This is a genomic window from Streptomyces sp. NPDC111628, from assembly GCF_055635195.1.
Genome location: NZ_JBVKBZ010000005.1, coordinates 471,022 through 496,660, shown reverse-complemented (window position 1 = coordinate 496,660; position 25,639 = coordinate 471,022). Strand labels below are relative to the sequence as shown.

Annotated in this window: 22 protein-coding genes and 1 tRNA gene; 8 read left to right on the top strand and 15 right to left on the bottom strand. The window is 70.3% G+C overall.

All coding sequences use genetic code 11. The features are described from left to right. Nucleotides 1-93: 93 nt before the first annotated feature. The 3 genes from clpB to ACZ7MF_RS28125 all read right to left on the bottom strand — a co-directional run bounded on the left by clpB (nucleotide 94) and on the right by ACZ7MF_RS28125 (nucleotide 3,521). Nucleotides 94-2,691, bottom strand: a complete 2,598-nt coding sequence (gene clpB / locus ACZ7MF_RS28135; protein ID WP_471480784.1) for an ATP-dependent chaperone ClpB — start codon at nucleotides 2,689-2,691, stop codon at nucleotides 94-96. A 282-nt stretch (nucleotides 2,692-2,973) separates the two neighbouring features. Continuing rightward, the gene (locus ACZ7MF_RS28130; RefSeq protein WP_003975277.1) at nucleotides 2,974-3,309 is read right to left on the bottom strand and encodes a Rieske (2Fe-2S) protein; all 336 of its coding nucleotides are present in this window, start codon (nucleotides 3,307-3,309) and stop codon (nucleotides 2,974-2,976) included. Between the two features lie 5 nt (nucleotides 3,310-3,314). After that, a complete protein-coding gene (locus tag ACZ7MF_RS28125; RefSeq protein ID WP_471480783.1) occupies nucleotides 3,315-3,521 on the bottom strand; it encodes a hypothetical protein in 207 nt (68 codons plus the stop codon). A 114-nt stretch (nucleotides 3,522-3,635) separates the two neighbouring features. Between ACZ7MF_RS28125 and ACZ7MF_RS28120 the strand changes: the two genes are divergently transcribed. Next, nucleotides 3,636-4,625 carry a helix-turn-helix transcriptional regulator gene (locus ACZ7MF_RS28120; RefSeq protein WP_471480781.1) on the top strand — a complete coding sequence of 330 codons (990 nt, stop codon included), beginning with the start codon at nucleotides 3,636-3,638 and terminating at the stop codon, nucleotides 4,623-4,625. 25 nt (nucleotides 4,626-4,650) lie between these two features. Continuing rightward, a complete protein-coding gene (locus tag ACZ7MF_RS28115; protein WP_471480779.1) occupies nucleotides 4,651-5,634 on the top strand; it encodes a helix-turn-helix transcriptional regulator in 984 nt (327 codons plus the stop codon). Here the strand turns inward: ACZ7MF_RS28115 and ACZ7MF_RS28110 are convergent. From ACZ7MF_RS28110 to dnaK, 6 genes are all read right to left on the bottom strand, one after another. Further along, nucleotides 5,597-6,634 (bottom strand): helix-turn-helix transcriptional regulator, encoded by a 1,038-nt coding sequence (locus ACZ7MF_RS28110; protein WP_471480777.1) that lies wholly within the window; start codon nucleotides 6,632-6,634, stop codon nucleotides 5,597-5,599. The genes ACZ7MF_RS28115 and ACZ7MF_RS28110 overlap by 38 nt on opposite strands. A 156-nt stretch (nucleotides 6,635-6,790) precedes the next feature. Beyond that, complete coding sequence (locus ACZ7MF_RS28105; RefSeq protein ID WP_471480775.1) at nucleotides 6,791-7,909, bottom strand: substrate-binding domain-containing protein; 1,119 nt, start codon at nucleotides 7,907-7,909, stop codon at nucleotides 6,791-6,793. A gap of 204 nt (nucleotides 7,910-8,113) precedes the next feature. Further along, the gene (locus ACZ7MF_RS28100) at nucleotides 8,114-8,569 is read right to left on the bottom strand and encodes a heat shock protein transcriptional repressor HspR (protein ID WP_109029321.1); all 456 of its coding nucleotides are present in this window, start codon (nucleotides 8,567-8,569) and stop codon (nucleotides 8,114-8,116) included. 5 nt (nucleotides 8,570-8,574) lie between these two features. Beyond that, entirely contained in the window at nucleotides 8,575-9,774 is a 1,200-nt protein-coding gene (gene dnaJ / locus ACZ7MF_RS28095) for a molecular chaperone DnaJ (RefSeq protein ID WP_471480773.1), read from the bottom strand. A gap of 42 nt (nucleotides 9,775-9,816) precedes the next feature. Beyond that, entirely contained in the window at nucleotides 9,817-10,494 is a 678-nt protein-coding gene (grpE, locus tag ACZ7MF_RS28090; protein ID WP_471480771.1) for a nucleotide exchange factor GrpE, read from the bottom strand. Further along, nucleotides 10,491-12,350 carry a molecular chaperone DnaK gene (dnaK, locus tag ACZ7MF_RS28085; RefSeq protein WP_356868458.1) on the bottom strand — a complete coding sequence of 620 codons (1,860 nt, stop codon included), beginning with the start codon at nucleotides 12,348-12,350 and terminating at the stop codon, nucleotides 10,491-10,493. Before dnaK ends, grpE begins: the two co-directional genes overlap by 4 nt. 409 nt (nucleotides 12,351-12,759) lie before the next feature. On the opposite strand from dnaK, the gene ACZ7MF_RS28080 reads away from it, so the two are divergent. The 3 genes from ACZ7MF_RS28080 to ACZ7MF_RS28070 all read left to right on the top strand — a co-directional run bounded on the left by ACZ7MF_RS28080 (nucleotide 12,760) and on the right by ACZ7MF_RS28070 (nucleotide 17,630). Next, nucleotides 12,760-15,042, top strand: a complete 2,283-nt coding sequence (locus ACZ7MF_RS28080) for a (Fe-S)-binding protein (protein WP_471480769.1) — start codon at nucleotides 12,760-12,762, stop codon at nucleotides 15,040-15,042. 134 nt (nucleotides 15,043-15,176) lie between these two features. Next, nucleotides 15,177-16,481 carry an FG-GAP repeat domain-containing protein gene (locus ACZ7MF_RS28075; RefSeq protein WP_471480767.1) on the top strand — a complete coding sequence of 435 codons (1,305 nt, stop codon included), beginning with the start codon at nucleotides 15,177-15,179 and terminating at the stop codon, nucleotides 16,479-16,481. 102 nt (nucleotides 16,482-16,583) lie between these two features. Further along, complete coding sequence (locus ACZ7MF_RS28070) at nucleotides 16,584-17,630, top strand: Yip1 family protein (protein WP_471480765.1); 1,047 nt, start codon at nucleotides 16,584-16,586, stop codon at nucleotides 17,628-17,630. 111 nt (nucleotides 17,631-17,741) lie between these two features. Here the strand turns inward: ACZ7MF_RS28070 and ACZ7MF_RS28065 are convergent, their stop codons facing one another. Together ACZ7MF_RS28065 and dcd are read right to left on the bottom strand one after the other, a co-directional pair. Then, nucleotides 17,742-18,239, bottom strand: coding sequence for a phosphoribosyltransferase (locus tag ACZ7MF_RS28065; RefSeq protein ID WP_003975262.1), 498 nt, complete (start codon nucleotides 18,237-18,239; stop codon nucleotides 17,742-17,744). 40 nt (nucleotides 18,240-18,279) lie between these two features. Further along, the gene (dcd, locus tag ACZ7MF_RS28060) at nucleotides 18,280-18,855 is read right to left on the bottom strand and encodes a dCTP deaminase (RefSeq protein WP_356867422.1); all 576 of its coding nucleotides are present in this window, start codon (nucleotides 18,853-18,855) and stop codon (nucleotides 18,280-18,282) included. A gap of 508 nt (nucleotides 18,856-19,363) precedes the next feature. Here dcd and ACZ7MF_RS28055 point away from each other — a divergent pair. Continuing rightward, nucleotides 19,364-19,437, top strand: a tRNA-Gly gene (locus ACZ7MF_RS28055). 101 nt (nucleotides 19,438-19,538) lie between these two features. Here ACZ7MF_RS28055 and ACZ7MF_RS28050 read toward each other — a convergent pair. Then, nucleotides 19,539-20,894, bottom strand: a complete 1,356-nt coding sequence (locus ACZ7MF_RS28050; RefSeq protein ID WP_471480763.1) for an NAD(P)-binding domain-containing protein — start codon at nucleotides 20,892-20,894, stop codon at nucleotides 19,539-19,541. A gap of 295 nt (nucleotides 20,895-21,189) precedes the next feature. Between ACZ7MF_RS28050 and ACZ7MF_RS28045 the strand changes: the two genes are divergently transcribed. Beyond that, the gene (locus ACZ7MF_RS28045) at nucleotides 21,190-21,558 is read left to right on the top strand and encodes an ArsR/SmtB family transcription factor (RefSeq protein ID WP_471480761.1); all 369 of its coding nucleotides are present in this window, start codon (nucleotides 21,190-21,192) and stop codon (nucleotides 21,556-21,558) included. Between the two features lie 189 nt (nucleotides 21,559-21,747). Here the strand turns inward: ACZ7MF_RS28045 and ACZ7MF_RS28040 are convergent, their stop codons facing one another. The 3 genes from ACZ7MF_RS28040 to ACZ7MF_RS28030 all read right to left on the bottom strand — a co-directional run bounded on the left by ACZ7MF_RS28040 (nucleotide 21,748) and on the right by ACZ7MF_RS28030 (nucleotide 24,621). Then, nucleotides 21,748-22,116 carry a hypothetical protein gene (locus ACZ7MF_RS28040; protein ID WP_471480759.1) on the bottom strand — a complete coding sequence of 123 codons (369 nt, stop codon included), beginning with the start codon at nucleotides 22,114-22,116 and terminating at the stop codon, nucleotides 21,748-21,750. A gap of 207 nt (nucleotides 22,117-22,323) precedes the next feature. Then, on the bottom strand, nucleotides 22,324-22,539 hold the full coding sequence (locus ACZ7MF_RS28035) for a hypothetical protein (RefSeq protein ID WP_471480758.1): 216 nt from the start codon (nucleotides 22,537-22,539) through the stop codon (nucleotides 22,324-22,326). 78 nt (nucleotides 22,540-22,617) lie between these two features. Continuing rightward, on the bottom strand, nucleotides 22,618-24,621 hold the full coding sequence (locus ACZ7MF_RS28030) for an aconitate hydratase (RefSeq protein WP_471480756.1): 2,004 nt from the start codon (nucleotides 24,619-24,621) through the stop codon (nucleotides 22,618-22,620). A gap of 645 nt (nucleotides 24,622-25,266) precedes the next feature. On the opposite strand from ACZ7MF_RS28030, the gene ACZ7MF_RS28025 reads away from it, so the two are divergent. After that, complete coding sequence (locus ACZ7MF_RS28025; RefSeq protein ID WP_471480754.1) at nucleotides 25,267-25,575, top strand: hypothetical protein; 309 nt, start codon at nucleotides 25,267-25,269, stop codon at nucleotides 25,573-25,575. Nucleotides 25,576-25,639: the final 64 nt, after the last annotated feature.

The window sequence follows — 25,639 nt, the reverse complement described above, 5'->3', positions numbered from 1 at the left end:
GCCCTGGGCTGACTTGATCCGGCCAGTCGGGTACCCGCCCCGGGCCCCGGCAACCCGGAGGGACGGATCGCCGGGGTGGTGCCGCGCGGCCGGCTACAGCGTCTTGCCGCTCGACGGACCCACGATCAGGTTGTCGCCGAAGCGGTCCACGCGGACCGTGTCGCCGTCCTTGATCTCGCCGGAGAGGATCTCCCGGGCGAGCCGGTCGCCGATCGCGGTCTGGACGAGGCGGCGCAGCGGGCGGGCGCCGTAGGCCGGATCGTTGCCCTCCTCGGCCAGCCAGGCGAGGGCCTCGTCGGTGACCTCCAGGGTGAGGCGGCGTTCGGCGAGCCGACGGGCCAGGCCGTTGATCTGGAGGCGTGCGATCCGGCTCAGCTCCTCCTTGCTGAGGGCCGAGAAGACCACCAGGTCGTCCAGCCGGTTGAGGAACTCCGGCTTGAAGGAGGACCGGACCACCTCCAGGACCTGCTGCTTCTTCTCCGCCTCGCCGGTCGTCGGGTCGACCAGGTACTGGCTGCCCAGGTTGGAGGTGAGCACCAGGATGGTGTTGCGGAAGTCGACGGTGCGGCCCTGGCCGTCGGTGAGGCGGCCGTCGTCCAGTACCTGGAGCAGGATGTCGAAGACCTCGGGGTGCGCCTTCTCCACCTCGTCGAGCAGCACGACGGTGTACGGCCGCCGGCGCACGGCCTCGGTGAGCTGGCCGCCCTCCTCGTAGCCGACGTATCCGGGGGGCGCGCCGACCAGCCGGGCGACGCTGTGCTTCTCGCTGTACTCGGACATGTCGATGCGGACCATGGCCCGCTCGTCGTCGAAGAGGAAGTCGGCGAGCGCCTTGGCCAGCTCGGTCTTGCCCACGCCGGTGGGGCCCAGGAAGAGGAACGATCCGGTCGGGCGGTCCGGGTCGGCGATCCCGGCGCGGGAGCGCCGTACGGCGTCGGAGACGGCCCGCACGGCCTCGGTCTGGCCGATGAGCCGCTTGCCCAGCTCGTCCTCCATGCGCAGCAGCTTCTGCGTCTCGCCCTCCAGGAGGCGCCCGGCGGGGATGCCGGTCCAGGAGGCGACGACGTCGGCGATGTCGTCGGCGCCGACCTCCTCCTTGACCATGGTGTCCCGGGCTACCTCTTCCTCGGCCTCGGAGGCGGCCTCCAGGTCGCGCTCCAGGTCCGGGATCTCGCCGTAGAGCAGCTTGCTGGCGGTGTCGAAGTCGCCGTCGCGCTGGGCGCGCTCGGCCTGTCCGCGCAGTTCGTCGAGCTTCTCCTTCAGCTCGCCGACCCGGTTGAGGGACTGCTTCTCCTTCTCCCAGCGGGCGGTGAGGCCGCGCAGCTCCTCCTCCTTGTCGGCGAGGTCGCGCCGCAGCCGCTCCAGGCGCTCCAGGGAGGCGGCGTCGGTCTCCTTGCCGATCGCCAGCTCCTCCATCTTCAGCCGGTCGACGGAGCGCTGGAGTTCGTCGATCTCGACGGGCGAGGAGTCGATCTCCATGCGCAGCCGGGAGGCGGCCTCGTCGACGAGGTCGATGGCCTTGTCGGGCAGGAAGCGGGAGGTGATGTACCGGTCGGAGAGGCTCGCGGCGGCCACCAGCGCGCTGTCGGCGATCTGCACCTTGTGGTGGGCCTCGTAGCGGCCCTTGAGGCCGCGCAGGATGGCGATGGAGTCCTCGACGGTCGGCTCGGCGACCAGCACCTGCTGGAAACGCCGCTCCAGGGCGGGGTCCTTCTCGATCCGCTCCCGGTACTCGTCGAGGGTGGTGGCGCCGACCATGCGCAGCTCACCGCGCGCGAGCATGGGCTTGAGCATGTTCCCGGCGTCCATGGCGGAGTCCCCGCCGGCGCCGGCGCCCACGACGGTGTGCAGCTCGTCGATGAAGGTGACGATCTGCCCGTCGGAGTCCTTGATCTCGGCGAGGACGGTCTTCAGCCGCTCCTCGAACTCACCGCGGTACTTCGCCCCGGCGACCATGGCCCCCAGGTCGAGCGCGACCAGCCGCTTGTCCTTCAGCGACTCGGGCACGTCCCCCTTGACGATCCGCTGGGCGAGTCCTTCGACGACGGCGGTCTTGCCGACGCCGGGCTCGCCGATGAGGACGGGGTTGTTCTTGGTCCGCCGGCTGAGCACCTGGACCACCCGCCGGATTTCCTGGTCCCGCCCGATGACGGGGTCGAGCTTCCCGTCCCGCGCGGCGGCGGTGAGGTCGGTACCGAACTTCTCCAGGGCCTTGTACTGGCCCTCGGGGTCGGCGGTGGTCACGCGACGCCCTCCCCTCGCCTTGCGGAAGGCCTCCTGCAGCTTCTTCGCACTGGCTCCCTGCCCCTCCAGTACCTCACCGGCCGCGCCGCCCTTCGCGGCGATGCCGAGGAGCAGGTGCTCGGTGGAGAGGTACTCGTCCCCGAGTTCCTTGGCGCGTGCCTGGGCGTCGGCGACCACGGCGAGCATCTCACGGCTGGGTTGCGGGGGTGCGACGGTGGACCCGGTCACGCTGGGCAGCCCGGCGACGATGCGCTCGGCGCCGGTGCGCACCGCGGCGAGGTCGGCCTCGACGGCGGCGAGCAGGTCGGTGATGTTCTCGTTGTCCTGCCCCTGGAGCAGGGCCAGGAGCAGGTGGGCGGGGGTGAGGTCGGCGTTTCCCTCGGTCACGGCCCGGTTGCTGGCCGCGTTGATCGCGTCCCGGCTCCGGTTGGTCAGCTCGGCGTCCACGTTCTGGCTCTCCTCCTCGCGTCAGTGCTGACTCATCCAGCGTACACAAAGTTGAGTCCATTCCACTCAAGGTGGCGCACGCACGTCTCCTTCAGGGACGCCAGGGTGGGCGCACAAGGAGTCGGGACCACGTCACACGAGTGCCTTTTCGGCCAGCCGTGGAACCGGCCACTGTCGCGAGATGTCCGCACATGCGACAGCGGCGTCACCGTGTTCAGGTCACGGTGACGCCGCTGCCGGGGGGAAGCACCTGAGCGATTGTGTTACGACGGGGGAATCGCGTCAGGCACTGCGGGGGGTGGCCGAGATGGTCCGCACTTCGGGGATCTCCGGCTGCTCGAGCCGGTGGTCCCGCTGGTCCAGGTTCACAAAAATCATTCCGTACCGGATGGCACACCGCACGGGCTGCGGCGCCCCCCGAGGCCGCCGCAGACACCGGTACGCACGCACGTCGCCGTCCTCGTCCAGCGTGACGACGACCGGCTCGCCGAAGACGGTCACCATCAGGGAGTCACCGGCGTGCGGTATCGCGGTGACGAGGTCGATGAAGTGCCAGCCGGAGCGGTAGGCGGTGGCCATTTCACGACGGAAGGAGCGGTCGTCGGGTGGTGTCGTCATGTCGATCAGTCCCACTTGCTGTCCGCCGGAAGACTGGCCGCCTCGTCGCCGACCGCGACGGCGGACGCAATCTCGACCCCAACAACCGCACCGTGCGTATCGCCCTTCGCACCGGAGAGGCCAGCCAGAGCTCCGAAGGCCACAACGGCGGAGACGGCGACAACAAGCACCGAGCGAAGCATTTTCTTACGCATAGTCGGCTTCGTCCTCACTTGAAGATCCCCTCTATCCCCCGTCAGATAAGACGATGGCTCATTCAGGCACGTCATGGCCACACAATCGGTGCATCATGTTCCTGCACGTTCAGGACCCTGGGGGGTGGAGATTTGACTTCAAACGGGACTAATACGACACATCCTCATGCGGTCACCGAGCTCTGTGAGGACGGAAAGCGCCTCTACGCGGGTGCTCTGCGAACAGGACGCGTACTGCGGACAGAGGTCGAGTCCGCTCCGTGTCTCGTGGAGTTCGCGCTGCTTCATCCCGATCCTGACGACGCAAAATGGTTGCGTCCTGTGCCTCCTGCGATCGCCCTGGCCAAGCGGCTCAACCCGATCGAGCGCGACATCACCGAGCATCGGCGGCTGTCGATCGCGCTCTCCGAAGTCTTCGAGCCGTTCATGACTCTCGGAGTCCAGGACACCGCCCCCACCCACTCCATCAGCGTTCTGGAGGGCCTGGACCGCATCAACGCGGCTCTCGACCTGGCCACAGCCCAGTGCCAGACCGAGATGCTCACCGTTCAACCCAGTGGCAGCGCCCGCAGCGCCGAGAACCGCCTCCTCGAAGCACTGGAGCGCGACAAGCCGCTGATCGAGCGCGGGGTGAGCATCCGTACCCTCTACCAGCACACCGCGCGGTACAACCCAGAACGACTCGCCTACGTGGACCAGTTCGCGAACGGCAGGGTGGAGTACCGCACCATCGACGAACTCGTCGAGCGCCTCATCATCTGTGACGAGTCCGTCGCCTTCATCCCCATCCGCGAGGACCGGCAGGTCGCCCTGGAGCTGCGCCACCCTGGACTGGTGCGCTACCTCACCAAGGTGTTCGAGTTCATGTGGGGTCGCGCGGTGCCGCTGTCCGCCGGCGCCCCCTACGAAACCGCCTCCGACGGCATCACCGGCATCCAGCACTCCATCGCCAAGCTGCTCGTCGAGGGCCACGTCGACGAGGCCATCGCCCGGCGCCTGGGCATGAACGTCCGGACCTGCCGGGCCCACATAGCCAAGCTGGCATCCGCTCTGGGCAGCGGCAGCCGCGCCCAGCTCGGCTTCCTCATTGCCCAGTCCGGGATCCTGGAGAAGGATCACTGATCCCAGTCGACGAAGAGAGTCACACGTGACCCCAGAGGTGCATCACCACGGAACGGAGGAGCTGTGTGATGCGGGCCTGGAGATCTACGCCCGCGCACTGCGGGAAGGACACCTTCCCGGCGTCGAGGCGTCAGCGGCACCCTGCCTGATCGACAACGGCATCCTCCACCCCGCCGTCGACGACCTGGACCGCCTGGAGCCCGTTCCGCCCACCGTGATGCTGCAACGCCTGCTCCGGTCCTCGGAGGACCGCATCGCCGACGAACGCCGCCGTGGGCAACGCCTCGCCGACGCCTTCGAACCCCTCATGCGGCTCGAAGGACAGGCGCCCGCAGGCGAGGACACCCCGTCCCTGCGGCTTCTCCACGGCAAGGAGCGAACCGGCCGGGCCATCGCCGAGGCCATGGCCGAAGGGAGGCAACAGCTCTTGGCCATACAACCGCACGACGGCCTGATCACTCCGCCCTTCCACTACCACGAAGCCGCCTTGCAGCGAGACCAGGCCTTCCTCGACCGTGGTGGCCGCGTCCGCGCCCTGTACCAGCACACCGTCCGCCACGCTCCGTTGATCATCGGACGGTACGAGCGCCTGACCGGCGACGTGGAGGCGCGGTCTCTCAACGAGGTCACCGACCGCCTCATCATCGTCGATCGCACCGTCGCCTTCATCCCCGCCAGCGCCGACCGATCCCTCGCCCTCGAAGTCCGCCACCCCGCCCTCATCGCGTACTTCGTCAACACCTTCGACCGGCTGTGGCACCTCGCCACCCCCATGCACCCCCAGGCCGTCCACCAGCCCACGCTCAACGGCATCACCCCCCGCCAACGGGCCATAGCCGCCCTGCTCATCGAGGGCCACACCGACACCGACATCGCCGACCGCCTCGGCATGAATGTTCGCACCGCCCGCGTCCACATCGCCAAACTCGCCGCCACCCTCGGCAGCGAGAGCCGGGCTCAGCTCGGGTACCTCATCGGGCAGTCGGGGATTCTCGATCAGGAAGGATGACCGGGGCCGGAGCACGGCGCGGGGCGCCGTCCAGGCCGGCCTGGGCTATGCGGACGCCCAACTGCGTGCGGCTCGCGGCGCCCAGGGTCTCCGAGAGCCGGGCGATGTGCGCACGGGCGGTACGGACGCTGATGCCGAGGCGTTCCGCGATCACCGCGTCCTGGTGGCCCTCGGCGAGGAGCGCCGCGATGGACTGCTCGCGGTGGGAGATGCCCTCGATGCCGGTGTCGGGGAGGGGGGCGGTCAGGGGGATGGCGAGGCGCCAGAGGCGTTCGAAGACCGTGACCAGGTAGGAGATCAGGGCGGGGTGGCGCAGCTCCAGGGCCATCGTGCGGTCGGTGTTGGCGGGGATGAAGGCGACGGTGCGGTCGAAGAGGATGAGGCGGTCGATGACCTCGTCCAGGGTGCGGGCCTCCACCGCGTCGCCCATCAGCTCCAGGTAGTTGAGCAGGCCCTGCCCGTGCCGGGCCACGTGCGTGTACAGGTCCCGCATCCGCACCCCGCGCCCCCGTAGCGCCAGCGCCCGGTGCAGGCCCTCGGACAGCTCGTGCTCGCGCCGGATGCCGCCGGGCTGGACGGTGAGCACCTCCGTCGTACAGGCCTGCGTCGCCTCGTCCATCGCGGCCTGGATGCGGGACAGCCCGTCGAGGACCCGGATGGCCGTGCTCTCCGTGCCGGCCGGGGTCTGGAGCAGCCTGCCGAGGCCCGCGTACCACTCGAAGGCCTCCACGGCCGAGCCCACCCGCCGCTGACTGGCGCTGACCTCGTCGTGGACCCCGCGCAGCAGCCGCGTCATGACCTCCTGCGGGGAGGTCGGCACCAGCCAGTCCATGTCGTCGGGGTCGGGATGCAGCAGGGCCAGTTCCAGGAGGCAGGGGACCGGCTCGGCGTCCTGGCGCGGCACCCGGCCGCGCCGGACCGCCCGGGAGTACACGCGGTCCCCGGCCGCGCACAGCCGGTCGGCCCCGTGCGGGTGCTCCTGAGCCCCGTGCCCGGCCATCGCCCATCCCACCCCCGGTTCCGGCTCTTCCGCAGCGCAACTATGCGCGGCCGGGACCGGCTCCGCAACAAGGCTCCGCTGTGGACGGAGGCCGAAAAGAGCCGGTTGCGGGCACAACGCCCGGTCACAGTGGAACCGGGCGGTCATGCGGGCTGTCTACTTCAGACCGAGCTCCGCGCACGCGTCCGCGTACTTGGCGGTGCAGATGTCGGTGACCTTGTAGAAGTCGTCGGCGACGACCGTCTCCTCGATGTTGGCCTTGGTGAGGGCGACGACGGGGACGAGCTGGGCGGGGACGCCCTTGTGGGTGGGGCTGTCGACCTTGTCGCGGGCGAGCGCGTCGAACTGGATGTCCCGGCCCTGGACCCGCGCCACGGCCATCTCCGCGGCGTTCTCGGCCTCCTGCGGGTAGGACTTGTACACGCTCATGTACTGCTCGCCGGTGACGATGCGCTGGACCGCCGCGAGCTCCGCGTCCTGGCCGGTGATCGGCGGCAGGTCGGTGACGCCCGCGTCCTCCAGGGCCTTGATGATGCCGCCCGCCATGCCGTCGTTGGCGGAGTAGACGCCGGCGATGTTCTTCTTGCCGATCTTCTTGATCGCCTCGGTCATGTTCGCCTCGGCGTTCTCCGGCTTCCAGTCCTTGGTGTCGAAGGACTGGGCGATCGTCACCTTGCCGTTCAGCTCCGACAGCGCGCCCGCCTTGAACTGCTTGGCGTTCGGGTCGGTGGACGAGCCGTTCATCATGACGATCTTCTCGGAGCTCTCCGGGTCGCCGCCGAGCGCCTCGATGAGCGAGCGGCCCTGGACCTCGCCGACCAGCTCGTTGTCGAAGGAGATGTAGGCGTCGATCGGGCCCTCGGCCAGCCGGTCGTAGGCGATGACGGGGATGCCGGCGTCCTTGGCCTTCTGCACGCCGTCCGCGATGGCGTGCGCGTCGACCGCGTCCAGCACGATCACGTCGACCTTGTCCTCGATCATCTGCTGCATCTGATCGGCCTGCTTGGTGGCGCTGGCCTCGGCGTTGGCGTACTTGACGATGCCCTCGTCACGCGTCAGCTCGCCGACCTTCTTCTTGAAGAAGGGGTAGTCGAACTGCTCGTAGCGCGTGTTCTCCTTCTCCGGCAGCAGCAGCCCGACCAGGAGGTCGTTGCCCTTGGTGGGGCTGGCGTCGTCGCTGCTCTCCGACGCGCCCAGCATGCCGCAGGAGGCCAGCGAGAAGGTCATCAGGGACGCGGCCACGGATATGGCGATTCGACGGGCACGGCTGCTCACTGCGCTAGACCTTCCGACACACGGGCGTAGTTGGTATCCAGGTGACCCAGGTGACCCCGGTGAAGGAAGCCAACGCTCTCTTCACCAAATCGTCAAGAAGTACTAGACCAATGAGACAGCACCGTTGTGAACCGGCCCCGGAGGACGCGGTGGTCCTCCGGGGCCGGTGATGCCGTTTTCCCTTGTGCCGGCTGCCGGTCGGGATCAGTCCGAGGACTGGCCGCGGCGCCCCGGCCGCCAGACCACCAAGGCGCTGGTCTGCTGTACCTCTTGGTAAGGGACCAGGTCACGGCGGTACGACGCGTGCACCGCGGCCTCGCGCTGGCGCATCGCCGTGGCCGCGCCGTCGAGGGCGGCGGCCAGCTCGGCCGCGCGGGCCTGGAGCTCGGCGACCTGGTTCTCCAGTTCGATGATGCGCTTGATTCCGGCCAGGTTGATGCCCTCGTCCTGCGACAACTGCTGGACCTGCCGGAGCAGTTCGATGTCGCGGGCCGAGTAGCGCCGGCCGCGGCCGGCCGTGCGGTCCGGGGAGACCAGGCCGAGGCGGTCGTACTGCCGCAGCGTCTGCGGGTGCAGGCCGGAGAGCTGGGCCGCCACCGAGATGACGTAGACCGGGGTGTCCTCGGTCAGTTCGTACGGGTTGCGTCGACGACCGTCCATTCCCGTCAAGCTCCCTTCGCGGCCTGGAACAACTCCGCCCGCGGATCCTCGTCCGCGGTCGCCTCGCGATACGCCTGAAGCGCGTCACGAGCCTTCCCCGTCAGATCCTTCGGAACACTCACCTCCACGGTGACCAGGAGGTCGCCGCGGGTGCCGTCCTTGCGGACCGCGCCCTTGCCCCGGGCCCGCATGGTGCGGCCGTTGGGCGTGCCCGCCGGCAGCTTGAGCGTGACGGGCGGACCGCCCAGGGTCGGGACGCGGACCTCGCCGCCGAGGGCCGCCTCGGCGTAGGTGACCGGGACGGTGACGGTGAGGTTGTCGCCCCTGCGGCCGAAGACGGGGTGTTCCTTGACGTGCACGACCACGTACAGGTCGCCCGCCGGGCCGCCCCGCTCGCCCGGCGTGCCCTTGCCGCGCAGCCGGATGCGCTGCCCGTCCGAGACCCCGGCGGGGATACGGACCTGCATCGTCCGCGAGGACTTGGCGCGTCCGGAACCCTTGCAGACCTCGCAGGGGTCCTCGGCGATCAGGCCGCGGCCCTTGCAGTCCGGGCACGGGTCGGTGAGGGAGAAACCGCCGCCCGAGCCCCGGGCGACCTGGCCGGTGCCGACGCAGGTCGGGCACACGCGCGGCGTGCCGTTCTTGTCGCCGGTGCCCGAACAGGCCTTGCAGGGCGCCTGCGAGGACATCCTGAGCGGCACGGTCGCGCCCTCGATGGCCTCGGTGAAGCTCAGGGTGACCTCGGACTCGATGTCCTGCCCGCGCCGCGGCTGCGTACGCGTGCCGGTGCCCGGTCCGCCGCCGGTGCGGTTGAACAGGCCGCCGAAGACGTCGCCCAGGCCGCCGCCGAAGCCGCCGGCGCCGCCCTGGCCTCCCCCGCCCTGGGCGCCGCCTCCGAAGAGGTCGCCCAGGTCGAAGTTGAAGGTGCCGCCGCCGCCCGCGCCCGGCCCCGGGCGGAAGCCGCCGTTGCCGAAGAGGGCGCGGGCCTCGTCGTACTCCTTGCGCTTCTTGGGGTCACCGAGGATGTCGTTGGCCTCGGAGATCTCCTTGAAGCGCTCCTCCGCCTTGACGTTTCCCTTGTTGGCGTCCGGGTGGTTCTCGCGGGCGAGCTTCCGGTACGCCTTCTTGATCTCGGCCTCGGTGGCGTCCTTGGGGACGCCGAGAACCTTGTAGTAGTCCTTCTCGATGAAGTCCTTCGTGCTCATCCCCGACGTCCCTCCTCTCGCGCCCTGTGCGTCACTTCGAGCTCAGCCCTCGTCCGGGCCACCGCTCTCCTTGGTCCCGGCGTTGTCCTCCGCGCCGGAGGCGTCCGGCGCCTCGGTGGCGTCCTCGGCCGGCTTGACCGTCTGGGCGCCCGGCTGCGGCTCGGCGACCGCCACCCGCGCGGGGCGGATGGTGCGTTCGCCGATCCGGTACCCGGGCTGCAGGATCGCCACGCAGGTCGTCTCGGTGACGTCCGGTGCGTAGGAGTGCATCAGGGCCTCGTGGATCGTCGGGTCGAAGGGCTCGCCCTCCTTGCCGAACTGCTGGAGGCCCATCTTGGCGATGACCGTCTCCAGCGACTCCGCGACGGACTTGAAGCCGCCGACCAGTTCGCCGTGCTCCCGGGCGCGCCCGACGTCGTCGAGTACGGGAAGCAGCTCGGACAGGAGGTTCGCGACGGCGACCTCCTTGACCGCGACGCGGTCCCGCTCCACCCGGCGGCGGTAGTTCTGGTATTCGGCCTGGAGGCGCTGGAGGTCCGCCGTGCGCTCGCTCAGCGCGGTGCGCACCTGGTCCAGCTGGGCCACCAGGCCCGCGTTCTCGCTCGCGTCCCCGGCCGGGGCCGCCCCCTCTTCGGAGGCGGCCTGCGGCTCGGCGTCGTCAGGGGTGGCGCCGGAGGGGACGTCGGGCTTCTCGTCGAAACCCGGGGTCTCCTCCGTCACGCGGCACCGTCCTTGCGCTCGTCGTCCACGATCTCGGCGTCGACGACGTCGTCGTCGGCCTTGTCGCCGGAGGCGGCACCCGCGTCGGCACCCGGGGCCTCGCCGCCGGCGGCCTGCGCGGCCTGGGCGTCGGCGTACATGGCCTGGCCCAGCTTCTGCGAGACCGCGGCGACCTTCTCGGTGGCGGTGCGGATCTCGGCGGTGTCCTCGCCCTTGAGCTTCTCCTTCAGCTCGGCGACGGACTCCTCGACCTCGGTCTTCACCTCGCCGGGGACCTTGTCCTCGTTGTCCTTGAGGAACTTCTCCGTCTGGTAGACGAGCTGCTCGCCCTGGTTGCGGGACTCGGCGGCCTCGCGGCGGGCGTGGTCCTCCTCCGCGTACTTCTCGGCCTCCTGGCGCATCCGGTCGACCTCGTCCTTCGGCAGCGAGGAGCCGCCGGTGACGGTCATCTTCTGCTCCTTGCCCGTGCCCAGGTCCTTCGCGGTCACGTGCATGATGCCGTTGGCGTCGATGTCGAAGGCGACCTCGATCTGCGGGACGCCGCGGGGCGCCGGGGGCAGACCGGTCAGCTCGAACATCCCGAGCTTCTTGTTGTACGCCGCGATCTCGCGCTCGCCCTGGTAGACCTGGATCTGCACGGAGGGCTGGTTGTCCTCGGCGGTGGTGAAGATCTCCGAGCGCTTGGTCGGGATCGTCGTGTTCCGCTCGATCAGCTTGGTCATGATGCCGCCCTTGGTCTCGATGCCGAGGGACAGCGGGGTGACGTCGAGCAGCAGGACGTCCTTGACCTCGCCCTTGAGGACACCGGCCTGAAGGGCGGCGCCGATGGCGACGACCTCGTCCGGGTTGACGCCCTTGTTGGCGTCCTTGCCGCCGGTCAGCTCCTTGACGAGCTCGGCGACGGCGGGCATCCGGGTGGAGCCGCCGACGAGAACGACGTGGTCGATCTCGGACAGCTGGATGCCGGCGTCCTTGATGACGTTGTGGAACGGCGTCTTGCAGCGCTCCAGCAGGTCGGAGGTCAGCTGCTGGAACTGGGCCCGGGTGAGCTTCTCGTCCAGGTGCAGCGGGCCCTCGGCGGAGGCCGTGATGTAGGGGAGGTTGATCGAGGTCTCGGTGGACGAGGACAGCTCGATCTTGGCCTTCTCGGCGGCCTCGCGCAGGCGCTGGAGCGCCATCTTGTCCTTGCCGAGGTCCACGCCGTGGCCGGACTGGAACTGCTTGACCAGGTAGTCGACGACGCGCTGGTCCCAGTCGTCACCACCGAGGTTGTTGTCACCGTTGGTGGCCTTCACCTCGACGACGCCGTCGCCGATCTCCAGCAGCGAGACGTCGAACGTACCGCCACCGAGGTCGAAGACCAGGATGACCTGCTCGTCCTTGTCGAGGCCGTACGCCAGCGCGGCGGCGGTCGGCTCGTTGACGATGCGCAGGACGTTGAGGCCCGCGATCTCACCGGCCTCCTTGGTGGCCTGGCGCTCGGCGTCGTTGAAGTACGCCGGGACGGTGATGACCGCGTCGGTCACCTTCTCGCCCAGGTAGGACTCGGCGTCCCGCTTCAGCTTCTGCAGCACGAAGGCGCTGATCTGCTGCGGGTTGAAGTCCTTGCCGTCCAGGTTGACCTTCCAGTCGGTGCCCATGTGGCGCTTGACCGAGCGGATGGTCCTGTCGACGTTCGTGACCGCCTGGCGCTTGGCCACCTCGCCGACGAGCACCTCACCGTTCTTGGCGAAGGCGACGACGGACGGCGTGGTCCTGGCGCCCTCGGCGTTGGTGATGACGGTGGGCTCGCCGCCCTCCAGAACGCTGACGACGGAGTTAGTCGTGCCCAGGTCGATGCCGACCGCACGTGCCATGGTGAATAACCTCCAGCTGACTTGAGTGGAACAGGCTCAAGTGTGCATGACGCCCGGCGATGGGTCAACAGAGGTGAGTCGAGCCGACTCAACTCTTATCCGTTCCTTACACGCAACGACGCGCTGACCTGCGCGTTCTCGCCACTCACGGCCTGACGAACCGGAAAAATCGCCACCCGAAAGGACGCCCCACCCGGGACTCCGGTTGCCCCGAGAGGCGCGGGTGACTCCTCTCGCGCCCGCCGGGGTCAGGGTGGCCTCAGCGACGCAGATCACCGCACGTCCGACTACAGTGCGGCGGAGGATGGGGGTAGTCTCAGACGGACTGAATAAGTTACCGCTTAGTAATACCGAGTACCACCGAATCCCACCGCCCCCCTCGTAACCTCGCAGGCCCGAGGAGCCCCAAATGCAACTCGCCGCGATCATCGTGTCGCTGGTCCTGATCGTGGTCGGCGTCGCACTGTTCGGCCGCGCCGTCCTGCAGATCTTCACCTATCTGCGGCTGGGCCAGCCGGTGCCGGCCGGAACGCGGACCAACGACCCCGTGGACCGCACCGTCACCGTGGTCAGGGAGTTCCTCGGCCACACCCGGATGAACCGCTGGGGCATCGTCGGCGTGGCGCACTGGTTCGTCGCGGTGGGCTTCTTCTCCCTGCTGCTGACCATCGTCAACGCCGTCGGCCAGCTCTTCCAGGCCGACTGGATCCTGCCGGTCATCGGCGACTGGGCGCCGTACAACGTCTTCGTCGAGTTCATCGGCACGATGACGGTGCTCGGCATCCTGGTGCTCATCGGCATCCGGCAGCTGTCCCACCCGCGCAAGCCGGGCCGCAAGTCCCGCTTCGCCGGCTCCAACTTCGGCCAGGCCTACTTCGTCGAGGCCGTCATCCTCATCGTCGGCGTCTGCATCTTCATGCTGCACGCGCTGGAGGGCGCCCTCCACCACGTGGACGGCTACGAGGCGTCGTTCTTCATCTCGTACCCGGTCGTCTCCGCGCTCCGGGACATCGACCTCTCCACCCTCCAGAACCTCGTCTACTTCTTCGCCGGGCTGAAGATCGCGACCTCCTTCATCTGGATGATCACGGTCGCCCTGAAGACCGACATGGGCGTGGCCTGGCACCGCTTCCTGGCCTTCCCGAACATCTGGTTCAAGCGCGACGCGAAGGGCGGCACCGCCCTCGGCCCGCTGCTCCCGATGACCTCGGGCGGCAAGCCGATCGACTTCACCGACCCCGGCGACGACGACGTCTTCGGCGTCTCCCAGGTCGAGCAGTTCTCGTGGAAGGGCCTGCTGGACTTCTCCACGTGCACCGAGTGCGGCCGCTGCCAGTCGCAGTGCCCCGCCTGGAACACCGGAAAGCCGCTCTCCCCCAAGCTCCTGATCATGTCCCTGCGCGACCACGCGCACGCCAAGGCCCCCTACCTGCTGGCCGGCGGCGGCAAGACGATGGAGGGCGAGGAGAAGGCGTCCGCCGAGCAGCTCGCCGGTGTCCCGGCCGCCGCGCTGGCGGAGGCCGAGCGCCCGCTGATCGGCACCCTCGAGGAGCAGGGCGTCATCGACCCGGACGTCCTGTGGTCCTGCACCACCTGCGGCGCCTGCGTCGAGCAGTGCCCCGTCGACATCGAGCACGTCGACCACATCGTCGACATGCGCCGCTACCAGGTCATGATCGAGTCGGCGTTCCCGTCCGAGGCGGGCACGATGCTCAAGAACCTGGAGAAGAAGGGCAACCCCTGGGGCCTGGCGAAGAAGCAGCGCCTGGAGTGGCTCAAGGAGCTGGACTTCGAGGTCCCGGTCGTCGGCAAGGACATCGAGGACCTCACCGAGGTCGAGTACCTGTACTGGGTCGGCTGCGCCGGCGCCCTGGAGGACCGCGCCAAGAAGACCACCAAGGCCTTCGCCGAGCTGCTCCACATCGCGGGCGTCAAGTTCGCGATCATGGGCGGCGACGAGAAGTGCACCGGCGACTCCGCCCGCCGCCTCGGCAACGAGCCCCTGTTCCAGGAGCTCGGCATGGAGAACGTCATGTCCCTCAACGCCGCCTTCGGCGAGGAGATGGACGAGGACGGCAAGGTGGTGCCCGAGTCGGCGAAGCCCAAGTCGGCGAAGAAGATCGTCGCCACCTGTCCGCACTGCCTCAACACCCTCGGCAACGAGTACCCGCAGCTCGGCGGCGACTACGAGGTCATCCACCACACCCAGCTGCTCCAGCACCTGGTCGACGAGGGCAAGCTGCTCCCGGTCACCCCGGTCGAGGGCATCATCACCTACCACGACCCGTGCTACCTGGGCCGCCACAACAAGATCTACACCCCGCCGCGCGAGATCATCGCCGCCGTCCCGGGCGTCCGGAACGAGGAGATGCACCGCCACAAGGAGCGCGGCTTCTGCTGCGGCGCCGGCGGCGCGCGGATGTGGATGGAGGAGCGGATCGGCAAGCGCATCAACAACGAGCGCGTCGACGAGGCCCTCTCGGTCAACCCCGACATCGTCTCGACCGCCTGCCCCTTCTGCCTCGTCATGCTGACGGACTCCGTGAACGGCAAGAAGAACGACGGCAAGGCGAAGGAGTCCATCCAGGTCGTCGACGTCGCCCAGCTCCTGCTGGACTCCGTCAGGACCCCGGCCGACCCGACCGGCGAGCCGGAGCCGGAGACCGAGCCCACGCCGGAGCCGGTGAAGTAGCCGCCGCTCACCCGCTCGACCGACACCCCCGGGTTCCGTCCGAACCCGGGGGTGTCGCCGTATGTCGAACGCGTGCATGATTACCCGGTCGTTGTCGGTGCTGGTGGTACGGGTTGATACGGACGAGGTGAACGGTGCGGCGCCTGCGAAGAAGCACCCTGACGAGCCCGGCCGCCGTCGGCTGCCTGCTGCTGCTCGCCGCCTGCGGCCACGGACCGGCTCCCGCGGCCGAGGACGCCGCCGCGCCCACCCCCGTACGCGCCGCCCAGGCCCCCGCCCTGCTCCCCGTCCCGCAGGGCAAGGGCAGCGACGTGCCCGACGACTTCAACGGCGACGGCCACCGCGACCTGGTCCTCGACAACCTGGTCACGGCGGAGACCCACACGGACGACGCGGGCATCGGCATCGTCTACGGCTCACCCCGCGGACTGGTGCCGGGAGCCCGGCAGTTGCTCACGCCGAAGAAGTACGCGGCGCCGACCGACGGCCAGTTGCCGGCCGTCTTCGAGGCGGAGGCGAGCTGCGACCTCGACGGCGACGGCTTCACCGACCTGGTGGTCACCACCGACCCGCCCTACGACGGCCAGGGCCGCCCCCCGGTCCCGCTCCAGCTCCTCTTCGGCTCCCCGTCGGGACCGACCGGCCGCGCGGTCCCGCTGACCATCCCCGACAAGGCCCGCTACGGCAACGACTGGCCCGAGCGCCCGGTGTGCGGCGACTTCGACGGCGACGGCGCCCAGGACCTGGTCGTCCACGCCTCCGCCGGCCGCCTCAGCCATCTGCGCGGCCCCTTCACCCGCAAGGGCGCCCCCCGCCGGGCCGGCGCGGCCGTCCCGTCCCCCGGCGAGGCGCCGGCCGGCCCCGCCGCCGACGTGAACCGCGACGGGTACGACGACCTCGTCGTCCGCGTCTCCGCGGGCCCCGGCAGGGCGGCCGTCGTCCTGGGCGGCCCCGACGGCCCGGCCCGCACCGGAGCCACCCTCCCCGCCGGCGTCGACATCGCCCTGGGCGCCTTCGGCAAGGGCAAGGCGCTGGACGCGGCGGTGGGCACCCCGGACGGCACCGCGCTGCGCTACGACCTGCCCACCGCGACCCGCGGCACCATCGACACCCCCGGTTCGACGCTCGACGCCGCCGACTTCGACGGCGACGGCCTGAGCGAGCTGGTCTCCAGCGGCTCCGGAGTACGGGTGTACCCCGGCCGCGAGACGGGCCCCACAACTCGGGGCGCGGTCACGGTGCGGCCCGCGGCGACGGGCACGACGCGGGTGCTGGCGGCCGGCGACTTCGACGGCGACGGCCTGGCGGACCTCGTGCTGCGCACCTCCCAGGGCGACACGAAGGACTCCGTGGAGGTCCACCGGGGCGCGGCGAAGGACCTGGTGACGGCACGGCCCGCGGTCACGTTCTCGACGGCGCAGTTCCTGACCCGTTCATGACCCCTTCCTGACCCCGCTCCTGACCCCGTAGGGGACCGGCGGACGGACCCATCGGGTGCGCCGGTCGGGCCTCGGGGACGCCTCGGGGAGCACCCGTAAGGGATGTCACAGCTCGGCAGCAAAGGGCCCCCCGAATGGCCGGGCCCCGCACGTCACTCTCCGGGACCAGGTACGTTCGAAGGCGTGGCTGGATTCAGGATCGGACGCGGCCGGGACAACGGCGCTCCAAACGCGCGACCGCAACGCCCCCCGTACGGACAGCAGGCGCCCCAGGGACCGCCGTACGGCGGCCCGGCGACGCCTCAGCAGCCGTACCCGCAGCCGCCGTACGGAGGTGGCGCCCCCGGACCGGGCCGGGCCCCGGGCGGATCCCCGTGGCCCCAGGCACCCGGCGGCGGTCACCCCGGACAGGGCGGGCACGGCGAGCCGGAGTACTTCGGCGACGGCGGCTACGGACAGGGCGGCCCCGGCGGTCACCCCCAGCAGGCTCCGTACGACCCGTACGCGGCCAACAACCCGGGCCACACCCAGGCGTTCACGGTCGACGACCCCTACAACCAGGGCGACACCTACCGCGCCGGCTCCGCCCCGGCCCCCGGCCCGGTCGGCCCCCGCCTGCACTGGAAGGACCTCCTGAAGGGCGTGATCCTCGCGCCCAACCAGACCTTCCTCCAGATGCGGGACTACGCGATGTGGGCCCCGGCGCTCATCGTGACCTTCCTCTACGGCCTGCTGGCGGTCTTCGGCTTCGACGGCGCCCGCGAGGAGGCCATCAACGCCACCCTCTCCAACGCGATCCCGATCGTCCTGACCACGGCCGTGGCGCTGGTGCTGAGCGCCTTCGTCCTGGGCGTGGTCACCCACACCCTGGCCCGCCAGCTCGGCGGCGACGGCGCCTGGCAGCCCACGGTCGGCCTCTCCATGCTGATCATGTCCCTCACGGACGCCCCGCGCCTGGTCGTCGCGATGTTCGCCGGCGGCGACGCGCCCTTCGTCCAGATCCTCGGCTGGGCCACCTGGGTCGCGGCGGGCGCCCTCCTCACCCTGATGGTCAGCCGCTCCCACGACCTGCCCTGGCCGAAGGCGCTGGGCGCGTCCGCGATCCAGCTGATCGCACTGCTGTCGATCGTGAAGCTGGGCACGTTCTAGTCGCAGGCATACGGAAAGGGCCCCGGCGTGTACGTCACGCCGGGGCCCTTCGCGTCGCCGCTGTCCGTCAGCCCGTCAGTCCGTCGGTCCGTCGGTCCGTCGGTCCTCGGGTCAGGCGTCGAGCACCTGTCCCTGCCGCCGTACGACGGGCGGCTGAACGCTCCACGGGAAGTTGATCCAGTCATCGGTCCGCTTCCACACGTACTCGCACTGGACGAGCGAGTGGGACTTCTCATAGATCACCGCGCTGCGGACCTCGGCGACCGTGTCGAGGCAGAAGTCCCGCACCAGCTTGAGCGTCTTGCCGGTGTCGGCGACGTCGTCGGTGATCAGGACCTTCTTGTCGGAGAAGTCGATGACGTTCGGGACCGGCGCGAGCATGACGGGCATGTCGAGGGTGGTCCCGACCCCGGTGTAGAACTCCACGTTCACGAGGTGGATGTTCTTGCAGTCCAGCGCGTACGCCAGCCCACCGGCGACGAAGACGCCCCCGCGGGCGATGGACAGCACTATGTCCGGCTCGTACCCGTCGTCGGCGACGGCCTGCGCCAGCTCGCGCACGGCGACGCCGAACTGCTCGTAGGTCAGATTCTCCCGAACATCACTCATGCGCGTGTCCCGCCTGCGTTCTTGCCGCTCATACCGCTGCTCATACCTGGGTCCGATGGAAATTGAGGAAGGACCGGGAGGCGGTCGGCCCCCGCTGGCCCTGGTAACGGGACCCGTAGCGCTCGCTCCCGTACGGGTGCTCGGCCGGCGAGGTGAGCCGGAACATGCACAGCTGCCCGATCTTCATCCCCGGCCACAGCTTGATGGGGAGGGTCGCGAGATTGCTGAGCTCCAGCGTCACGTGCCCGGAGAACCCCGGGTCGATGAACCCGGCGGTGGAGTGCGTGACCAGCCCGAGCCGCCCGAGCGAACTCTTCCCCTCCAGCCGCGAGGCGAGATCGTCCGGCAGCGAGATGACCTCGTACGTACTGGCCAGCACGAACTCGCCGGGATGCAGGATGAACGGCTCGTCGCCCTCCGGCTCCACGAGCCGGGTCAGATCCACCTGCTCGACGGAGGGGTCGATGTGCGGGTACCGGTGATTCTCGAACACCCGGAAGTAGCGGTCGAGACGCACGTCGATGCTCGACGGCTGCACCATGGAGTCGTCGAACGGATCGATCCGCACCCGCCCGTTGTCGATCTCGGCCCGGATGTCCTTGTCTGAGAGAAGCACGCACCGAGGATACGCAAGACGCGCGGAGCAGCGACAACCGCCGCCGCGCCGCGCGCCCGAACCGCTCTGCGTCTGTGCTACCGCTTCTCCGCACCCACGGGTACGGCACTCCGCAACCGCGCACACCGCGGACATCGGACGAGCCGACCGGGGCCGAGTCGATCGGCCTGCTGCATCGGGAACGAGGTGGCGGTGAACACGTGCCCATCGGCACAGCGGACGACGGTGCGCTCCATCAAGTCCTTCAAGTCCCTTCCCCAAGAGCCGCGTCTGGCTTACTACCCTGACGACAAAAGCCACAGTACGGGATGAAAGAGACGACTCTCCAGGCGGCACTCCGCCCTCACGCACACCCTCTGCGAGGCCCCCACCGTACGCCCCGACCCAGGGCCCCCGCAGCCGCACGCCCACCCCGAAACGACCACCGGCCCCACGGCGCGAACACCGGGGGCCGGGCATGAGGTAGAGTGAGCGAGCGTCCAGGCACCGACCGTGGTCGGCGTCTTACGCGGGTGTAGTTTAGTGGTAGAACATCAGCTTCCCAAGCTGAGAGTGCGAGTTCGATTCTCGTCACCCGCTCCAACACGAACCCCCGGGTCATCGACCCGGGGGTTGTTTGTTGTCTAGTCCAACTCGAGGGTGACGTGCCCTCCGCGTGAACCTCCAGGAATGGGAGTGGAGTTTCAGCAGCCGCCGGCGGAGGCCGGGGCGCCGATGCCGATCTGCAGCGTGGCCGGGGCCGCGCAGCAGCCGCCGCCCTCGTTGCTCTGCGCGGCGTCGGGCTCGTCGAACAGGCCGGCGCCGCCGCACACGCCGGTCTCCGGCAAGGTCAGTTCCACGCGCTCGGCGGCCTCGTGGTCGCCGGCCAGGGCGGCGGTGACGGAGCGGACCTGCTCGTAACCGGTCATGGCGAGGAAGGTGGGGGCGCGGCCGTAGGACTTCATGCCGACCAGGTAGACGTCCTGCTCCGGGTGGGACAGCTCCTGCACGCCGTGCGGGTAGACCGTGCCGCAGGAGTGGACGTTCGGGTCGATCAGCGGGGCCAGCGCGGTCGGGGCCTGGAGGCGTTCGTCGAGGGCGAGACGCAGCTCGGAGAGGAAGGCGAGGTCGGGGCGGAAGCCGGTCAGGACGATGACCTCGTCGACCGGATCCAGGCGGCGGCCGTCCTCGGCGACCAGGACCAGCCGGTCGCCGTCCCGCTCGACCGCTTCCGTACGGAATCCGGTGACGGCGCTCGCGTGCCCCTGCTCCACCGCCGCCTTGGCGCGCAGGCCGAGGGCGCCGCGGGCCGGGAGCTGGTCGGCCTCGCCGCCGCCGTACGTGGCGTCGCCGATGCCCCGGCGCAGGATCCAGACCGCGTGCGTCTCCGCCTCCGCCCCCGCCAGGTCGGCGAGCAGGGCGAGGGCGGTGAAGGCGGAGGCGCCGGAGCCGACGACCGCCGTGCGCTTGCCGGCGTAGCGGGCTCGGACGGCGGGGTTCGTCAGGTCGGGGACGCGGTAGGTGATGTGGTCGGAGGCGGACTTCTCGCCGAGGGCGGGGATTCCGTTCGCACCCATCGGGCTGGGCACGGACCAGGTGCCGGAGGCGTCGATGACGGCGCGGGCGGTGAGCCGCTCCTCGGCGCCGTCCGCCGTCTCGATGTGCACGGTGAAGGGCTGCTCCTCGCGGCCGGAGTCGACGATCCGGTCCCGGCCGGCGCGGGCCACGCCGGTGACGGTGGCTCCGTAGCGGACCTTGTCGCCGAGGACGTCGGCGAGCGGCTGGAGGTACCGCTCGGCCCAGTCGCCGCCGGTCGGGTACGTCGTCCCGTCGGGGCGGAGCCAGCCGGTGGGAGCGAGCAGCTTCTCGGCGGCGGGGTCGGTGACCTCGGCCCAGGGCGAGAACAGGCGGACGTGCGCCCAGTCCCGTACGGCCGTCGCGGCCGATGCGCCGGCCTCCAGCACCAGCGGCTCGATGCCGCGCTCCACGAGGTGTGCGGCGGCGGCCAGGCCGACCGGGCCGGCTCCGACGACCACGACGGGCAGGTTCTGCTTCTCCATGGCGGTGCTTCCTTCGGTTCGTTGCTCGGGTGGGCGGGGTCGGAGCGGTGGACGGCTCAGCAGAGGGTGGCGTGCGATGCCGACGCCCTGTGCACTGCGGCGCTGGACCCGGGCCCGGCAGGCGTTGTCGCGGCGGCCATTTTCGGTTCCCTTGCTTTGATATTCGTCGATGGCTTGCGCCGCCAGCATGGCACTTGTTTCGATGAACGTCAAGATAGACATTCATCGAAACCGGGAGGTGCGAACCATGGCACACGTGGACGCACCCTGGTTCGACATGTGTCAACATAGATGTATGTCGAACGTCAAGGCACTGCCGCTCCTGGACCCCGAGGCCCCCGACGCCACGGTGGTGCCGTGCTGCCCGCCGTTGAGCGAGCGCCCCTTCACCGCCGAGGAGGCCGAGCGGACGGCGCGCATGTTCAAGGCGCTCGGGGACCCGGTACGGCTGCGTCTCTTCTCGGCCGTCGCCTCGCACGAGGGCGGCGAGGCATGCGTGTGCGACATCTCCGACGTCGGCGTCTCCCAGCCGACCGTCTCCCACCACCTCAAGAAGCTCAAGGAAGCCGGCCTGCTGACCTCCGAGCGGCGCGGCACCTGGGTCTACTACCGGGTCGAGCCGTCGGTGCTCGCGGCGATGGGGCAACTGCTGGCAGTCCGGTAGCCCCGCACGGCCACGCCCGTCATCGCCGCGTCCGCACCCTTGCGGCTGATCGCACGCGGATCGTCCTGGTGCGTCGAGGAGTTCGGCGACAGCGCGGGCGGCGTCGCAGGCCCAGAGGGCGCCGAGCCGGCGGGAAGCGGTTCCAGCGCGAAGGCGCCCCGTCGCAGCGGCAGCGGCAACACCGCTCACTCAGTGGTTTCGGTACATGTCCAGCTCTCTCCAGGAATCCATTGTCTCCTCGGCGACGGGAAGCGGCTGCCGCCAGGGGGTGGACGCGTCGATGTCCGGTGCCGAAGCCCGCAGCCGTTCCGCCGTGGCCTGCGCGTCGCCCCGGACCGAGACAGCCAGGAGTCCGAAGGGAGCCGTGGGCCGCAGTTCCACGCACACCACGGGCCTGCCGGGCCGTAGCGCCACGAAGTCCTGTCCGCCGATGTGGCCGCGCGTGCCGATGCTCAGCACGTCGGGAATCCACACGCCGTGCAGCGCGACTCCGCGCAGGGCACGCCACCACTCGGATTCCACTGTCACCCGGCACACGTCCGCCAGCGGCACGCGCACACTTCCACGGTGTGCGGCGGCCTTCTCCCACCATGAGAGGCGCACTGCGAGGTCGTCATCCTTCACGAGGACCCGTGCCACGTTCGCTCCCTTCCTCCCACGCTGCGGAACCGGGTGGTGACAAAGAGACACCGGGCACGTCGAGCCCGCCCTACGCCGCACGTCCCGCACGACCCGCACGTCAGGATGGCGATGGCTACCAGGACGTCACTCGCCTGACGCCCAGGCCTCCGGCCCGCCACCACGCCACTCGATCAGCTCGGGGTCGTCGAGCGTCGTGTCGGACTCGGGCAGGCCCGCCCGCCGCAGAAACTCGACCACGTCGAGCAGGTGATACGCGGTGCCGACGTACTCACCGCGGATCGCGACCCGCCTGCCGCCGTCGGGGCCCGGCGGCTGCACGATCACAGGCGCCTCTTCCATGTTCACGGTGTGCCCCTCGCCGAGCAGCTCATGCAGGCACCGTCCCGGGGATGCCGGCCGCGACGTCTCCGGGCGCCGCTACTCCTCGCGGGCGAGGGCCGCGATCGTTCCTCCGGCGAGTACGGTGCGGCGGCGGCCGTCGGAGAGGTGGTGGCGGACCCGGTAGGTCTCGTCCTTGGTGGTGTTGCGCAGCCGCAGGCGGGGTTCGGCTCCGGGGGCGAGCGCGGCGTGCAGGTTCTCCAGCCGTAGCCGGTCGCCGGCGTCGATGCGGTCGTAGTCGGCCGCCTGATCGAACTCGAGCGCCAGAACGCCGAAGTTGGCCAGGTTCTGCCAGTGGATACGGGCGTAGGACTTGGCGATCACGGCGCGCAGCCCCAGGTGACGCGGGGTGATGGCGGCGTGCTCGCGGGAGGAGCCCTGGCCGTAGTTCTCCCCGCCGACGACGAAGTGCCGGCCCGGGCCGCCGTCGTTCCCGCCGTCGTTCCCGCTGTCGTCGGCCAGCTCGGCGGCGCGCCGCGGGTAGTCCGGGTCGAGCCGGGTGAAGGTGAACTCGGCGAGCCTGGGGATGTTCGAACGGTACGGCAGCGCCTTCGCGCCGGCCGGGGAGATCTCGTCGGTGGAGACGTCGTCTCCGCACTTGAGCAGGACCGGCCCCTCCAGCAGGTCGGGCAGCGGGTCGAAGTCGGGGAGGCCGGAGATGTTGGGGCCCCGTTCGAGTTCGACGCGCGCGGCCTGCTCGGGCGGCAGCGGGGGCTCGAGCATCGAGCGGTTGACCGACGCGTGCTCGGGCAGGCGCAACCGCGGATACGGCATGCCTTCCCGGTCCGCCCAGTCCCGGGGGTCGGTGATCTCGCCGGTGAGTGCGGAGGTGGCGGCGGTCTCCGGGGAGCACAGCCACACCGCGTCGTCCTCGGTGCCTGAGCGGCCGGGGAAGTTGCGCGGGAAGGTGCGCAGGCTGTTGCGGCCGGCCGCCGGGGCCTGTCCCATGCCGATGCAGCCCAGGCAGCCGGCCTGGTGGATACGGGCCCCGGCACTGATCAGGTCGAAGGTCGAGCCGGTCCTGGTCAGGTCGGCGAGGATCTCGCGGGAGGTGGGGTTGATGTCGAAGCTGACGGCGGGGTGGGTCTGGCGGCGGGCGACGATGGCGGCGGCGACGGCGAAGTCGCGCAGTCCCGGGTTGGCGGAGGAGCCGATGACGGCCTGCCCGATGGGTTCACCCGCCACCGTGCGCACCGGCACGACGTTGCCGGGCGAGCTGGGACGGGCGATGAGCGGCTCGAGCGTGGAGAGGTCGATCTCGTCGGTGCGGTCGTAGACGGCGTCCGGCTCGGCGGCCAGTTCGCGGAAGTCGGCCTCGCGGTCCTCGGCGCGCAGAAAGGCGCGTACCGCGGCGTCGGAGGGGAAGACGGAGGTGGTCGCGCCGAGCTCGGCGCCCATGTTGGCGATCACGTGCCTGTCCATGGCCGTCAACTCTTCGAGTCCCGGGCCGTGGTACTCCAGGATCCGGTTGACCGCGCCCTTGACGCCGTGCCGCCGCAGCAGCTCCAGCACCACGTCCTTGGCGCTCACCCACTCCGGCAGCCTGCCGGTCAGACGGATGCCCCAGATCTCCGGCATGGTCACGTGCAGGGGCCGTCCGGCCATCGCGAGCGCGACCTCCAGGCCGCCGGTGCCCAGGGCGAGCATGCCGAGCGCCCCCGCGGCACAGGTGTGCGAGTCGGACCCGGCCAGCGTCCTGCCGGGGACACCGAAGTACTGCATGTGGCTGGGGTGAGAAACGCCGTTGCCCGGCTTGGAGTACCAGATACCGAAACGACGGCACGCGGAACGCAGGAAGGCGTGGTCCTCGGCGTTCCGCTCGTCCGCCTGGAGCAGGTTGTGGTCGACGTACTGGACGCTGACCTCGGTACGGACGCGGTCCAGGCCGAGGGCCTCGAGTTCCTGCATCACCAGGGTGCCGGTGGCGTCCTGGGTGAGCGTCTGGTCGATCCGCAGTCCGATCTCGCCGCCCGGCTCCATCCTCCCGTCGACGAGATGGTCGGCGATGAGCCGGTGCGCCAGCGTGCCATGGGAGAGGGTCACAACGCCCAGGCTGCGCGCTCCGCCCCGGAGCGGCAAGCCGACGCACACGGCCGGCCGGTCACCTCGTCGCACTGCCCGAGCGGTCCCCGGCGCGCGGTCCGGTGCGCCACGAGTGTGTGGTCGTGGCAGGCGGCGGCTCCACAGTCGTGGCAGCCGCCGACGGCCCTGCTGGTCCGTCCCGCCAGCGTTCTTGCGCCAGGCCAGGGACACGTAGACCAGACCGATCAGGACGGGCACCTCGATGAGCGGTCCCACGACGCCGGAGAGGGCCTGAGCGGAGGTCACACCGAAGGTGGCGACGGCGGCGGCCTCGCGGTCGCCGAAGAAGCGCCGTCACTTCCAAGCCTGGACCAATGCCCCCTCCGGTGGCGGCTGATCGCGACCGGCACCACGATGAGCGGCCACGGCCGAGTGCGGGGGTGCGCCGGCGGGCGGTGAGGACAGCGCCGGGGTACCGACTGTGGCTCACGCCGGGAGTAAGTCTGCGGGCCGGCCCTGCCGGTTGGCGTGACCGGTCGGCAGGGCCGGTCGGTCGGCCCAGCGGGCCGTCAGCGCGGCAGGCGTGATTCCAGTGCCGCACCGGTGGCCGCGAGTACCTCCCGTACCCGCGCCGGTCGCTGCGCACGCGGGACGCCGGACGGTTCGGTGGCGGGCAGCAGGTGCGCGCTCCTGTTCGGCGCCGCGTCCGCCGCCCGCGCCGCCACGGCCGCGGAGCATCTGGACGTCGGCCGCACCACCGCCGCGGCGACCGCCGCGCTGGGGGCGGCGGTCTTCACGGACGCCTTCACGAAGGGGGAGGAGCTGTCACCGGAGGCAGCACACGCGCAGGCGCGGACGCGGACGTCGCGGATCCTGGCCGGCCACCACCGCACCGCCCGCGGAACGGGCCCGGAAGACGAGGGACGACTCAGTTGCTCGTCCCCGTCGGACCACAGGCCGAACCGGCCGCCCTGAGCGAGCGGGCCCGCGGACGCGCGGTCCCGTCTGCGAGGGCCGGCTGCGCACAACTTCCGGCGCC

Coding starts and splice junctions, on each gene's coding strand:
- ACZ7MF_RS28045 (WP_471480761.1), top strand. CDS start 21,190: ATGTCGAACGTCAAGGCACTGCCGCTCCTGGACCCCGAGGCCCCCGAC.
- ACZ7MF_RS28130 (WP_003975277.1), bottom strand. CDS start 3,309: ATGACGACACCACCCGACGACCGCTCCTTCCGTCGTGAAATGGCCACC.
- ACZ7MF_RS28065 (WP_003975262.1), bottom strand. CDS start 18,239: ATGAGTGATGTTCGGGAGAATCTGACCTACGAGCAGTTCGGCGTCGCC.
- ACZ7MF_RS28035 (WP_471480758.1), bottom strand. CDS start 22,539: ATGGAAGAGGCGCCTGTGATCGTGCAGCCGCCGGGCCCCGACGGCGGC.
- ACZ7MF_RS28110 (WP_471480777.1), bottom strand. CDS start 6,634: ATGGCCGGGCACGGGGCTCAGGAGCACCCGCACGGGGCCGACCGGCTG.
- ACZ7MF_RS28080 (WP_471480769.1), top strand. CDS start 12,760: ATGCAACTCGCCGCGATCATCGTGTCGCTGGTCCTGATCGTGGTCGGC.
- dnaJ (WP_471480773.1), bottom strand. CDS start 9,774: ATGAGCACGAAGGACTTCATCGAGAAGGACTACTACAAGGTTCTCGGC.
- dnaK (WP_356868458.1), bottom strand. CDS start 12,350: ATGGCACGTGCGGTCGGCATCGACCTGGGCACGACTAACTCCGTCGTC.
- ACZ7MF_RS28070 (WP_471480765.1), top strand. CDS start 16,584: ATGTCACAGCTCGGCAGCAAAGGGCCCCCCGAATGGCCGGGCCCCGCA.
- ACZ7MF_RS28100 (WP_109029321.1), bottom strand. CDS start 8,569: ATGGACGGTCGTCGACGCAACCCGTACGAACTGACCGAGGACACCCCG.
- ACZ7MF_RS28050 (WP_471480763.1), bottom strand. CDS start 20,894: ATGGAGAAGCAGAACCTGCCCGTCGTGGTCGTCGGAGCCGGCCCGGTC.